9 protein-coding genes and 1 pseudogene are annotated in these 12,833 nt (G+C 61.5%); 9 read left to right on the forward strand and 1 reads right to left on the reverse strand.

Annotation, left to right across the window (positions count from 1 at the left end):
* Positions 1-8: 8 nt before the first annotated feature.
* The 6 genes from ftsH (at position 9) to QMK33_RS17065 (ending at position 8,706) form a co-directional block, all read left to right on the forward strand.
* On the forward strand, positions 9-2,075 hold the full coding sequence (ftsH, locus tag QMK33_RS17040; RefSeq protein WP_283565821.1) for an ATP-dependent zinc metalloprotease FtsH: 2,067 nt from the start codon (positions 9-11) through the stop codon (positions 2,073-2,075).
* A gap of 92 nt (positions 2,076-2,167) precedes the next feature.
* Positions 2,168-2,830 carry a LutC/YkgG family protein gene (locus QMK33_RS17045; protein ID WP_283565822.1) on the forward strand — a complete coding sequence of 221 codons (663 nt, stop codon included), beginning with the start codon at positions 2,168-2,170 and terminating at the stop codon, positions 2,828-2,830.
* Positions 2,808-3,599 (forward strand): UDP-2,3-diacylglucosamine diphosphatase, encoded by a 792-nt coding sequence (locus QMK33_RS17050; RefSeq protein WP_283565823.1) that lies wholly within the window; start codon positions 2,808-2,810, stop codon positions 3,597-3,599. Before QMK33_RS17045 ends, QMK33_RS17050 begins: the two co-directional genes overlap by 23 nt.
* Before the next feature lie 124 nt (positions 3,600-3,723).
* On the forward strand, positions 3,724-4,575 hold the full coding sequence (locus QMK33_RS17055; protein ID WP_283565824.1) for a hypothetical protein: 852 nt from the start codon (positions 3,724-3,726) through the stop codon (positions 4,573-4,575).
* A gap of 190 nt (positions 4,576-4,765) precedes the next feature.
* Positions 4,766-5,929: a zinc-dependent alcohol dehydrogenase gene (locus QMK33_RS17060; protein WP_283565825.1), complete on the forward strand. Its 1,164-nt coding sequence runs from the start codon at positions 4,766-4,768 to the stop codon at positions 5,927-5,929.
* A gap of 161 nt (positions 5,930-6,090) precedes the next feature.
* Positions 6,091-8,706: a S8 family peptidase gene (locus tag QMK33_RS17065; RefSeq protein WP_283565826.1), complete on the forward strand. Its 2,616-nt coding sequence runs from the start codon at positions 6,091-6,093 to the stop codon at positions 8,704-8,706.
* Between the two features lie 188 nt (positions 8,707-8,894).
* On the opposite strand, the gene QMK33_RS17070 is transcribed toward QMK33_RS17065, so the two are convergent.
* Positions 8,895-9,707, reverse strand: coding sequence for a M57 family metalloprotease (locus QMK33_RS17070; protein ID WP_283565827.1), 813 nt, complete (start codon positions 9,705-9,707; stop codon positions 8,895-8,897).
* A gap of 461 nt (positions 9,708-10,168) precedes the next feature.
* Here QMK33_RS17070 and QMK33_RS17075 point away from each other — a divergent pair, with 461 nt between their 5' ends.
* From QMK33_RS17075 to QMK33_RS23640, 3 genes and pseudogenes are all read left to right on the forward strand, one after another.
* Entirely contained in the window at positions 10,169-11,872 is a 1,704-nt protein-coding gene (locus tag QMK33_RS17075; RefSeq protein WP_283565828.1) for a PSP1 domain-containing protein, read from the forward strand.
* A 3-nt stretch (positions 11,873-11,875) separates the two neighbouring features.
* Positions 11,876-12,409 (forward strand): gliding motility lipoprotein GldH, encoded by a 534-nt coding sequence (locus QMK33_RS17080; RefSeq protein WP_283565829.1) that lies wholly within the window; start codon positions 11,876-11,878, stop codon positions 12,407-12,409.
* Between the two features lie 118 nt (positions 12,410-12,527).
* Positions 12,528-12,749 (forward strand): annotated as a pseudogene (locus QMK33_RS23640) (transposase); the annotation flags it as partial.
* Positions 12,750-12,833: the final 84 nt, after the last annotated feature.

Consider the following 12,833-nt stretch of genomic DNA (forward strand, 5'->3'; position numbering starts at 1 on the left):
CCATTTTTATGTCTGATACGACGCCCACCAAACGCCGCAAGCCGACACTGCCCAATCCCACGCCCCGGCCGGGAGTGCAGTTGTGGGTGATGGCGGGGCTCCTGGTCCTAATCGTCGGCATGTTCTGGTTCAGTAACCAGAATGCCGCTATCAAAATCAACCAGCAAAAGTTCGAGCAAATGCTGGCCGCTGGCGACGTGCGAGATGTGTTCCTGGTGAACAAGCAGAGCGTGGAAATTGGCCTTACGCCGGCTGCCCTGCAAAAGTCTGAGTACCAAAAAGACCTGATGGTCCACCGCGGTCCATTTGCTGACCGGGGTGCGCAGTACACCTTCCCTATCGTGGATGCCAAGTACTTCCAGGAGCAGCTTGAAAAGCTACAAGCCCAGGTGCCCCGCGAGCAGCGGCTGCAACTGGAGCCGGTAGACCGCGTGGGCTTGTTTGATATTATCAGCAGCTACGGCCTCATTATCCTCAGCATTGTGCTGTTTGTGTTCCTCATGCGCCGCATGAGCAGCGCGGGCGGCCCTGGTGGGCAGATTTTTAACATCGGCAAGAGCCGCGCCGCCCTTTTTGAAGGCGGTGATAAAGTAAAAATCACCTTCAAGGACGTTGCCGGCCTCGAAGAAGCCAAAGAGGAAGTGCAGGAAATTGTGGAGTTCCTCAAGAACCCTAGTAAGTTCACCATTCTGGGTGGTAAAATCCCCAAAGGCGCCCTATTGGTAGGCCCTCCTGGCACTGGTAAGACCTTGCTGGCTAAGGCAGTAGCTGGCGAAGCCGACGTGCCGTTCTTCTCGCTGTCGGGCTCCGACTTTGTAGAGATGTTTGTGGGCGTGGGTGCCGCTCGGGTACGTGACTTGTTCAAGCAAGCCAAAGCCAAGGCGCCCTGCATCATCTTTATTGACGAGATTGATGCCGTGGGCCGTTCGCGCAGCAAGGGCTCGATGCCCGGTGGCAATGACGAGCGCGAGAACACGCTCAACTCGCTGCTAGTGGAGATGGATGGCTTCGGTACCGACTCGGGGGTTATAATCCTGGCCGCTACCAACCGCCCCGATACTCTGGACTCGGCCTTGTTGCGTCCCGGTCGTTTTGACCGTCAGATTAGCATTGACAAGCCCGATATCAACGGCCGCACCGAGATTTTCGCGGTGCACTTGAAGCCCCTGACCCTTGGCCCCGATGTGGATGCCCGCAAGCTATCGGCCCAAACTCCTGGTTTTGCCGGTGCCGAAATCGCCAACGTCTGCAACGAGGCGGCCCTCATCGCGGCTCGCCGCGACAAGAAGTTCATCACTAACCAGGACTTCACCGATGCCATCGACCGCGTAATCGGGGGCTTGGAGAAGAAGAACAAAATCATCAGCCCCGGTGAAAAGCGTATCGTGGCCTACCACGAAGCCGGTCACGCCATCACTGGCTGGTTCCTAGAGCACTGCGACCCTTTAGTGAAGGTGAGTATCGTGCCGCGCGGCGTGGCCGCCCTTGGCTACGCCCAGTACTTGCCCAAGGAGCAGTTTTTGTACAATACTGAGCAGCTGATAGATGAGATGTGCATGGCCCTGGGTGGCCGTGCTGCCGAAGAGTTGGTGTTTGGTAAAATATCGACCGGCGCGCTGAGCGATTTGGAGCGCATTACCAAGATGGCCTATTCCATCGTAACGATGTACGGCATGAACAGCAAGCTCGGCAACGTCTCGTTCTACGACTCTAAGGGTCAGAACGAATACGGCTTTTCGAAGCCCTACTCGGAAGCCACCGCGCAACTGATTGACGAGGAAGTTCGCACTATCATCGAGCAAGCGTATATCCGCACTAAAGAGCTGTTGACCGAGCGCCGCCACGAGTTGGAGGTAATTGCTAAGGAGCTGTTGGAGAAGGAGGTACTGCTGCAAGACGACCTGGAGCGCTTAGTAGGCAAGCGCCCCTTCGGCGGCCAGACCAACTACCAGGCCCACATGGCTGGTACTGACCGTTCCGAAACCGCCAGCGAAGTAAAAAGCGAGCACTCCGGCCTGCCGCTGGGGGGCGACCTCCCCGAGATGCACCTCCCCGGCCAGCCCGAAACCGTCTAAATACTGCGTGTCGCTCGCCCTACCCAGGGTAACGCCACCGCTAAAAGGCCAGCCGCAAGGCTGGCCTTTTTTGTGGCTATTACCTTTGACCCATGTCTTCCTCCCGCGATATCCTGCTGGCGCGTATTCGCACGGCGCTGGCCACTGGCCCGGCCCTGCTGCCGCCGGTGCCCGATTGGGCTGCGCCAGTGCACCCGGCCCTGCCGACCACCGACCTGGCCGTGACGTTTGCCGAAAGCTTCCGGCGCGTAGGCGGGGAGTTTTTTTACGCCGAAGACCCGGCCCAGTTGGGTACCGAGTTGCGCGCCTGGCTAGCCGAACGCCTGCCCGTCGGCCAGCAGTGCTACGTGTGGGAGCCAGCCATGCAGGCGCTGCTTACGGCCGCGCAAGTGCCCTTTCAGCCTACCGAAGCCGACTTTCGCACGCAGGCGGCGGTCGGCCTCACCAGTTGCGAAGCACTGGTGGCCCGCACGGGCAGCATCGTAGTAGCGCCGGCCACGGCCAGCGGGCGGCGGCTCAGCATCTACCCCGACCAGCACCTGGTGCTGGCCCGGCCCAGCCAGGTGGTAGCCGAAATCGGTGATGCGCTGCGCGTGGTGCAAGCGCGCTACGGCGCGCAGCTGCCTTCCATGCTCTCGCTCACCACCGGCCCAAGCCGCACCGCCGATATCGAAAAGACCCTCGTGCTGGGTGCCCACGGCCCGCGCCGGCTCAGCTTATTTTTACTGGAAGATGACGCCGAAGATTTTGCCTGAATTGCCCCCGCAGGCGCTGGCCCCCGGCCAGCGCGTGTATTTTGCCTCCGATTTTCACCTGGGCGCGCCCGATGCCGCCACCTCCCGCGAGCGCGAGCGCCGCATTGTGCGCTGGCTCGACGAGGTAGCCAAGGATGCGGCCGCCATTTACCTGCTGGGTGATGTGTTCGACTTTTGGTTTGAATATAAGCACGCTATCCCCCGGGGTTTCAGCCGCTTACAGGGTAAGCTGGCCGAGCTGACCGATGCTGGCCTGCCCATTACGCTCTTTACCGGCAACCACGACATGTGGATGTTTGGTTACTTTACCCAGGAAATGGGGATTCCGGTACTGCGCGACCCGGTTTCACAACGCATTGGTAATCAATATTTTAATATTGGGCACGGTGATGGCCTGGGGCCGGGCGACTTTGCCTACAAGCATGTGCTACGGCCCATGTTCAACTCGCCCGTAACGCAGTGGCTGTTTGCGCGGCTGCACCCCAACCTGGGCATTGGCCTGGCCAGCCGCTGGAGCCGCCATTCGCGCCTCCAAAACGGCGCGGCTGATGCCACGTACTTTGGCGAAGACGAGTGGCTGCTTCAGTACTGCCGCGAGCTGGAAAAGCGACAACACCATGATTATTACGTATTTGGCCACCGCCACTTGCCGCTCGATGTGGCCGTGGCCCCGGGCAGCCGCTACATCAACCTGGGCGAGTGGGTCAATTATTGCACATATGGCGTGTATGACGGTAATGAGCTGGTTCTGCGGGAGTTCAAGGGATGAAGTAGCAATTAAAAATGATACACTAAAAATTAAAAGTGACCATGGCCGCAGTTGGTCGTGGTCACTTTTAATTTTTAATGTATCATTTTTAATTCTTCACTCAGTCTACGCCCAAGCGCAAGCTGTGCCCAGCGCCGCCTCGGTGGCCCCCGCCGCCCGCGTAGCCCCCGTAGAAGCTGCCCCAATGGGCAAGGCCGAAAATCCCAACGCGCCCGCGCCGGCCGCTGGCACTTGGGCGCTCGTTAAAACCCTGACGCTGCCCGGTGCCGGCGCGGCGTCGCTTGACCGGCGCGGCGTGCTCTACTTGGCCGACCAGGATAATAACCTGCGCCAACTGGCCCGCGACGGCCAGCCGCTCAACACCTACTCGCCCACCCAACCCGGCCACGTAGCCGTGGTTGAAGCCTGGAACCAGAACAGCCTGCTCGTTTTTTACGACGACCGGCAGCAGGTGCTGTTGCTCGACCGCTTTCTGGCTCCGCTGAGCGAAATCAGGCTGGCCGACTACATTGATGGAACGGTGCGCACCGCTACGCTGGCCCCCGACGGCCTGCTATGGCTGCTCGACGAAAGCGCGCTTACGCTGCGCGAGTTTGACCCCCAGGCCCTGCGCGTGGTGCAAAGCACGCCGCTCGACCTCATTATTGGTCGCAGCCGGCCTGACTTCCGCTTCCTGCGCCAATACCAGAATAACCTGTACCTGGTGGACCATACCAGCGGCATTTTCGTGTTTGATAACCTGGGCAATTATCGCAAAAAGCTGCCTTTTACCGGCCTGGATTTCATCACGTTCCGGGGCGATGAGTTAGCTTATGTCAGCGGCGGGCAACTGCACTTTTTTCACCTCTATGACCTCACCGAGCGCACACGGCCCCTACCGGCCGGCCTCGATGCAACCACCGTGCGTCAAGTGCTGCTCGACGACCAGCGGGCGTATTTTATTACCACCAAAGGCGTGAGTATTTATCAGCTTTAATGAGGAGTTGAACGCTTGGTACTGAACAGATGAGCTCCTAAAGCTGTGCAGGTAAAAGGGATAGCTATGGAGCTCAACTTATTAAGTGTAACAAAGTTGCGCTATTAAAGAAAGCTCAGCTAAGCGGCAACCAGCCGCCGGGGCGACCGTTAGAAAAGACAGATTCTTCCATCCCTTTTCCTCCTGACCCATGAAAGCACTGATGTTTCACGGCCCCCGCAATGTTAGCGTAGACACCGTTGACGACCCCATCCTGAAGGACTCGCGCGACGCCATTATCCGCGTTACGAGCACGGCCATTTGCGGCTCCGATTTGCACATCTACAACGGTTCGCTGCCGACGGCACCCATGGTGCTGGGGCACGAGTTTATGGGCATTGTGGAGGAAGTAGGCCGCGGCGTGGGCAACCTCAAGCGCGGCGACCGCGTGGTGGTGCCCTTCCCGGTGGCCTGCGGCACCTGCTTTTTCTGCAACCACGAGCTACCCGGCCACTGCGAAAACTCCAATCCCGACCACTACGGCCCCGAGGGCGGCCTGCTGACCCAAAAGGGCGGCGCGCTCTTCGGCTACACCGACCTCTACGGCGGCTACGACGGCGGCCAGGCCGAGTTTGTGCGCGTGCCGTATGCTGACTTTGGGCCGCGTAAAGTGCCTGATTTTCTGACTGATGACCAGGTATTGTTCCTGACCGATATCTTCCCAACCGGCTACTCGGGCATCGATTGGGCCGAGGTGAAGGGCGGCGAGTTTATCGCCATTTTTGGGGCTGGCCCGGTGGGCATTATGGCCGCTAAGAGTGCTTGGCTGCGCGGCGCGGCCCGCGTGGTCATCATCGATACCCAGAAATATCGTCTCGACAAAGCCAAGGAAACAACCCGTTGCGAAACCATCCTGTGGGAAAGCCACGACCAGGTGGTAGAGCAAATCCGCGACATGAGCGAGGGCCGCGGGGCCGACGTGTGCGTCGATTGCGTGGGCTTCGAGCCCGACCGCAACCTGCTCGACCGTGCCAAGGCCGTGATTAACCTCGAAAAAGGCTCGCCTAAAGTCATCGAAACCTGTATGAGCGCCGTGCGTCGCGGCGGCGTGGTGTCGGTGTTGGGCGTGTACGCCACCACCAACGACAACTTCCCGGTGGGGCAGTTTTTTGATAAAGGTATCAAGCTGGTGGGCGGCCAGGCCCCGGCCCACAAGCACATCGATAAGCTGTTGCAGCACATTATCAAGGGCGAAGTAGTGTTGGATGACATCATTTCGCACCGCTTGCCGTTGAGCCAGGCTGCCCACGGCTACGATATTTTTCGTCATAAAAAGGACAACTGCCTGAAAGTAGTGCTGCGCCCCGGCGAATAAACGGCCCTGCCATCTAGTTAAAAGCCCGGTTGCCGCTCTTGAAAAGGGGCGAGCAGCCGGGCTTTTTTAGCGGCGACTTACCTTGCTGACTAAAGTTGTGCATAAAACAGAGTCAGGTAAAAAGTACGGAATAAATGCCAAAAAATTACGAAGGGACTGTGTTGGCTAAGCTATTGCTACTGATTGAGTTAACACTAGCAGCTAGCGCGCCATCGCGGGCACAAACGGCAGCCGCTAAGCTGGCCCCTGGGGTAGGGGAGGAGTTGCGGCGCGGGGCCGGCCGCCAAGCCGTGCGCCTACGGGTGCGCAACGCGGTGGCATTTCGGCAGTGGGCTGGCCAGCAAGTGCCAGTTGCTCAAGTGGTTGCCTCAGCAGGTGATGCAAACGTATTTGTAGTTAAAAATCTATCAGATAAGCAGTTAGCTGTATTAGCTACTTCGCCCTTCGTAGAGTTTGTGGACGTGCCCAACCGCCCCGCCCACGATGAGCGCCTGCTTAGCGGGGCCGACCTCGCGGCCAACGGCCTGCGCGCGGTGCAGCGCCGCTACCCCGCGCTCACGGGCCAGGGCCTGGCCGTGAGCATCAAGGAAAACCCGCTCGACGCGGCCGACCTCGACTTGCGGGGGCGGCTCCTGAATACGCCGGCCGGTACGGCTATCGAGTCGGTGCACGCCAGTATTATGGCCACGCTCATCGCGGGCGGCGGCAGCTCGGGGCCGGCCGGGGAGGGCGCGGCGCGTCAGGCGGGCATTGCCTCGTCCTCCTACGCCAACCTGCTGCCCGACCCTAACGCCGACCTCATCCGGCTGGGTGTGAGCGTGCAAAACCACTCGTACGGTACTGGTATTGAGAACTATTACGGGCTCGAAGCCCAGGGCTACGACCAGCAAACGCGGCAGCTGCCCTACCTGCTGCACGTGTTTTCGTCGGGCAATGCCGGCACCTCGGCCAGTACCAGCGGCCCCTACCAGGGCCTGGCAAACGTGGCTAACCTCACCGGCCAGTTCAAGATGTCGAAAAACTCGCTGGCCGTGGGCGCTACCGATGCGCTGGGCCAGGTGGCGGCCCTCAGCTCACGCGGGCCGGCCTACGATGGCCGGGTGAAGCCCGAGCTGGTGGCCTACGGCGACGCCGGCTCGTCCGATGCCGCGGCGCTGGGCTCGGGGGCGGCGCTGCTGGTGCAGCAGGCCTACCGCAACAGCCAGGGCGGCGCATTGCCGCCCGCCGCGCTGGTAAAAGCCGCTCTTCTTACTAGCGCCGACGATGTGGGCCGGCCCGAAGTCGATTTTGTAAGCGGCTTCGGTCAGCTCAATGCCCTGGGCGCGGTGCGCACCGTGCTGGAAAGCCGCTTTCGCAACGGCTCCGTGGCCCAGGGCGCGGTGCAAATCGTGAGTCTGCCCGTGCCCACCGGCACCCGGCAGCTAAAAGTAACCCTCGCCTGGACCGACCCCGAAGCCGCCGCCAATGCCCCGCAAGCGCTCGTCAACGACCTCGACCTGGAAGTGCTGGGGCCCGGCGGCACCCGCTGGCTGCCTTGGGTACTAAGCGCTTTTCCCAACCTCGATTCGCTGGCGCAGCCCGCCCGCCGCCGCGCCGACCACCTCAACAACGTGGAGCAGGTGACCATCAGCCTGCCCGCCGCCGGCACCTACCAGTTGCGGGTGCGCGGCACGGCGGTGCCTAGCGGCCCGCAGGCGTTCAGCCTGGCTTATGAGGTGGTGGCTCCGGGGTTTGAGTGGCTGGCGCCCAATGCATTGCGCAACGTGCGGCCGGGCCAGGCCACGTTGCTGCGCTGGCGCTACGCCGGCGCGGCCACCACCGCCCGCCTTGAGTACCGGCCCATCGGCCGGGCGGCCTGGCGCACCATTGCGGCCGCCGCCAATCCGGCGCAGCGCATGTATAGCTGGGTAGCGCCCGACACGACCACGCTGGCGCAGGTGCGGCTGGTGGTTGATAACCAAGCTTTTGTGTCCGATACGTTTGCGCTGGCCCAGCCGCTGCCGGTGCGCGTAGGCTACGTGTGCCCTGACGAAACGCTGCTAACCTGGCCCGCTACGCCGGGGGCCACGCAGTACCAGGTGTACCGGCTGGGCGTTACGGCCCCCGAGCCATTTCAAGTAGTGGCCGATACGCTGCTGCGCATAGAGGCTACCCGCCAGGCCGGGTCCTATTTTGCCGTGGCCCCCGTGCTAGGCGGCAAGCTGGCCGAGCGCGGCGCTACTGCTAACCTGGCCGAGGCCGGCGTGAGCTGCTACGTGCGGTCGCTGCTGGCCCGGCAGCCCATCGCCGATACCGTGCGCTTGGTATTGTCGCTCGGCACGCTCTACCGCTTGCAGGCCGTGCAATTGCAACGCCTTGGCCCAGAAGGCTTTCAGGCTATTCAAGCCCTGAGCCCCGTTACCCAGCTCACTACCTTGTTTACCGACCTCACGGCTACCACCGGCCTCAACCAGTACCGCATTCAGGGCCAGGATGCGGCCGGGCGCACCTTTTATAGCGAGGTGGTGGCCGTGCAGCTGGTGCGCCGGGGCGAGCTGCTGGTGTTTCCGGTGCCCGTGGTGGTGGGGCAGGACTTGCAGGTGGCCGGCGAGCCAGGTGCCGCCCTGCAAGTGGACCTCTACGATGCCCTGGGCCGCCACGTGCGCACGGCGCAGGTCCAGGGGGCGCTCAACCTGGTGAGCACAACCGGCTTGCGGTCGGGCGTGTACCTGCTGCGCGCTACCCCCACCACCGGGGGCGGCCCCGCCCGCACCCGCCGCATAGTGTTGGTTGACTAATGGTACGCGGCGAAAGCGGAGTACTAGCGGGCACTACAATGTCTGTGCTGTAACCCCGGCGGTACTTGCCCAAAGGCAGCGCGTTGCAATGACAAATATCTGATAATCAATTACTAATACAACGAGTAAAAAGCCCCGGCCTGACTAGCAGACCGGGGCTTTTTGCTCGTTAACTAAGCCTTACGAGCCTAGTAAAGGTAGTTGAGAGCCGTGAGGTCGTTGGCGTTAAAGGGGCGGTTCACGTTGTTGCCCACGCAGGCCAGCATCCAGGAGTTGGGGTCGGCGGCCGAAGGGGTGCCGGGGATGCGGATAGCTCCAATATCGCTGGCGCCTTCGTTGGGGTTGAGGGTGCCACTGCCGCAGCTGTAAGCCCGGTTGAAGTAGTCGGTGTGGCGAAAGCCAATGCAGTGACCCATCTCGTGGGCCATGATGGTAGCAATGGCGTTAGAGTTCTGATTACCAATTACATTCGGTACCAGTGTGAAGCCGGGAGCGGGGTTGCCGTTGGTTGGGAAGCCGCCTGATCGGCCAAGTACGCCGGGCCCTAGGTCGGAAGAGTAACTCACGGGCAGGTCGGCCCCGGTCGTCGAAATGCGCATAAAGCGCAGTTGCAGGCCGGCCGCATTATAGCGGCGAATAGCCTCGTCGATAGCCGTTACGTAGGTTGAGGTAAACTGGCTCGAAATGCTCACCGTGAGCGTGCGCGGCAGGCGGTTTACCAGGTTGGTGGTGCGGTATTGCTCATCAGCACCTACCCGTAGCATAGAAGGGTTGGTACCGTTGGCCAGCACTTCGGGCGAGAGGAAAATGTCGCCCTCCACCACGTAGCCACCCTCCACTGCTTTTAGGTCGCTGGTGCCGAAGCCCAATGCCTTTACCTGAGCGTTCACTTTCTGCGAAACGGTAACAGGCTGCGTAGCCGAATCCTGCGATTTCTGGCAACCAGCCAACGAGATAGTGGCAATGGCCCCTAGGGTCAAAAGGGAAGAAAACTTGTACATTGGTTTGGTTTGGAAAAGGGTGAAGAGAGTGTGAAACTTGTGCCCAAATGTGTAGAGGATTTTCTAACTAACAATTGGTAGTATTGTAAATGCCTAAATGTTACACGTTTGTGTAACCATGTTGCTTTAATATTTTTGTAAGGTTAAATGTGATTATTTACGGGGTAGTGGCCGACTAGCCATGCGTATTACTCGCTAGCCACCGGGCTGGGGCTGCTCGCATTGTCGCAGCACGTGCCAGGGGCGATTTCTCTTTTGCGGGAATAGGTTGGGGCTACCCGCACGGTGGGGATGGGTAGCGTAGGCGGGCGCTGGCCCCGCGTTATTTAGTGGGCTGAAGGGGTCCGCCGGGCGCTTTAGGGCCCGCTACCCTTCGGCTTGCCTAATCGGCTATCTTTGTTAGATTCCCCTTTCGTGCGGCCCTTTTGTGTGGCTGCCTCATTTATATAGCTTTCAGCCTCATGGCTTGTACTTCTTGTTCATCCGGCGGCGGCTGCTCTACCAGTAAGGTGGGCGGCTGCGGCTCCAAGGGTGGCTGCTCCTCGGGCGGCTGCACCCGGCTCAATGTTTTCGACTGGCTGGCCGACGTCGATATGCCCAGCGATTTTCGCGGGTTCGACTGCGTAGAAATTCGCTTCAAGGGCGGCCGTAAAGAGTTTTTCCGCAATGACCAGCGCCTGCCCCTCGTGACGGGCGATGCCGTGGTAGTGGAGGCCGCCGGCTCGGGCTGGCACCTGGGCCACGTATCGCTCAAGGGCGAGCTGGTGCGCCTGCAAATGCGCAAAAAGAAGGTGCCCACCGACTCGCGCGACATCCGGCCCATTCTGCGCGTGGCCACCCCCGACGACGAGGAGCGTTGGCAGGCTGTGCGCGACCTCGAAAACGGCACCATGTTCCGGGCCCGCGCCGTGGTCGATGAGCTGCGCCTCAAAATGAAGCTCTCCGATGTCGAGTACCAGGCCGACCGCACGCGGGCGCTCTTCTACTACTCGGCCGAAGACCGGGTCGATTTTCGGGAGCTCATTCGGCGGCTGGCCGACGAGTTTCGGGTGCGCGTGGAGATGCGCCAGATTTCGCTGCGCCAGGAAGCCGGCCGCATCGGCGGCATCGGCGTGTGCGGCCGCGAGCTGTGCTGCTCTACCTGGCTCACCGACTTTAAGGCCGTGAGCACCACCGCCGCCCGCTACCAGAATTTGAGCCTCAACCCCCAGAAGCTGGCCGGCCAGTGCGGCCGCCTCAAGTGCTGCCTCAACTACGAGCTCGACGCCTACCTCGACGCCCTTAAGGATATTCCGCAGGTGCAGCGTCCCTTGCAAGTGGCTGGTGGTGAGGCATTTCTGCAAAAGACGGATATTTTCCGCAAGCGCATGTGGTTTGCCTTCAAAGGCGATAATAACTGGGTGATGCTGAGCGCCGAGCGCGTGCGCGAAGTGCTGGAAATGAACAAGAAGGGTGAAAAGCCCGATGCCCTGCTGGCCCCCCGCCAGGAAGAGGAAATAGCGCCCGCCGTTTCGACCCTCATGGAAGGCGACCTCGACCGCCTCGACGACCAGATAAAAGGTGGCAGCAAGCGCAGCAAGCGCAAGCGCAAAGACCGCCCCGAGGGCACCCTGGTGGGCTCGGCCAGCCCCAGCGCCGATGTGCAGGAGCTGCGCGAACCCCGCGAGCCCCGCCGCCGCGAGCGCATCGAGCGCCCCGCCGGGCAGGGTGCTGAAAGTGGCCGCCCCCCGCGCCAGGCTGGCCCAGGCTCCGAAGCCACCGTCCGCCCGCCCAGCCCCGCCGGCCCGGCCCCCGAAACCCCGCCTACCAACCCGCGCCCCGAGGCCAACGCCCCCAGCCCCGCCACGCCGCCTACCGAAGGCCAGCCCGAACAGCGCGGCCGCCGCGGGGCCGCCGCCCGCCCCCTCAACCGCCGCAGCGGCCGCGGCCGCGAGTCCGGCGAGGGTAGTGCGCCCCGCAACACCGGCGACGGCTCCGCCCAGGAGCCCCGCCCGCGCCGCAACGACCCCGCGGCCGGCGACGCCGTGCCCCGCCCGCCCCGCGAGGGCAACGACCAGCCCCGGCCCGATGGCACCACCGGCCGCAACCGCGGCCGGCGCGGCGGCAGTGGCCGCCGGGGCAGCGAAGGCAATTCGGCTCCCACTACTCCGCCCAGCGCCTCCTAGCCCATGCCCGATTTTTTAGCTTTTACCCGGCTGCTAGCGCGCCGCTTTTGGCAGGCGCTGCTGCCGCTGGCCGGGGCCGCCAGCCTCAGCGCCTGCGACCCCAACCGCGTGTATGAGGATAACGTGGACCTGAAATCGCCCTCCGGCGATGCCTACGTGTGGGACGTGCAGCAGCGCCCCGACTTCACGTTTGCCATCACCGACACGGCCGCCCGCTACGATGTGTACTTCAACGTGCGCAATGCCTCGGGCTACGGGTTTTATAACCTCTACCTCAAGCACACGCTCACCGGCCCCGATGGCCGCCCCGCCGGCCCCGCCCTGCTGCACCAAATGGTGCTCATGGACCCCAAAACCGGCGAGCCCCGCGGCGCGGGCGCAGGCGACATCTTCGACCACCAGTTCCTGGCCCTGCCCCGCCAGCACTTCGCCAGGGCCGGTACCTACAAGCTGACCCTAGAGCAGTATATGCGCCAAAATCAGCTCCCCGGCATTATGGCCGTGGGGGTGCGCGTGGCGAGGGTGGGCGGTAAGTAACTAGCAGTCAGTAAAAAAAGAACGTCATGCCGACCGCAGGGAAGCATGACGTTCTTTTTTATTGTCTAAGAAGCTGTTTAAGTTAAATTTGTAGCAAGCTACCTGTTGCAAGTCATTTATGAGAATAAAGCAATACGCATCTGATTTACGTCCTCGGGACTGGGCCCTGATTGAACCGCTGATTGTCGTGCGTCGCACAAGCAAATGGCCACTGCTTGACGTGGTTAATGGCATTTTGTACGTGCTAAAAAACGGGTGCGGCTGGCGGGATTTGCCCGGCGAGTTCTCGTGCTGGAACACGGTGCATTACTACTTCACCAAATGGGGCAAGGATGGCACCTGGGAGAATATCAATGCGTGCTTAGTGCTTGATTATCGGGCAAATGCAGCGAATATTAACCCTACTATTGAAAAAAAAGAGGCC

Source organism: Hymenobacter sp. H14-R3, from assembly GCF_030063445.1.
GTDB lineage: Bacteria > Bacteroidota > Bacteroidia > Cytophagales > Hymenobacteraceae > Hymenobacter.

Excerpts from the sequence above, each read along its gene's own strand:
- QMK33_RS17075 (WP_283565828.1), top strand. The coding sequence starts at position 10,169 with ATGGCTTGTACTTCTTGTTCATCCGGCGGCGGCTGCTCTACCAGTAAG.
- QMK33_RS17045 (WP_283565822.1), top strand. The coding sequence starts at position 2,168 with ATGTCTTCCTCCCGCGATATCCTGCTGGCGCGTATTCGCACGGCGCTG.
- QMK33_RS17070 (WP_283565827.1), bottom strand. The coding sequence starts at position 9,707 with ATGTACAAGTTTTCTTCCCTTTTGACCCTAGGGGCCATTGCCACTATC.
- ftsH (WP_283565821.1), top strand. The coding sequence starts at position 9 with ATGTCTGATACGACGCCCACCAAACGCCGCAAGCCGACACTGCCCAAT.
- QMK33_RS17080 (WP_283565829.1), top strand. The coding sequence starts at position 11,876 with ATGCCCGATTTTTTAGCTTTTACCCGGCTGCTAGCGCGCCGCTTTTGG.
- QMK33_RS17060 (WP_283565825.1), top strand. The coding sequence starts at position 4,766 with ATGAAAGCACTGATGTTTCACGGCCCCCGCAATGTTAGCGTAGACACC.
- QMK33_RS17050 (WP_283565823.1), top strand. The coding sequence starts at position 2,808 with ATGACGCCGAAGATTTTGCCTGAATTGCCCCCGCAGGCGCTGGCCCCC.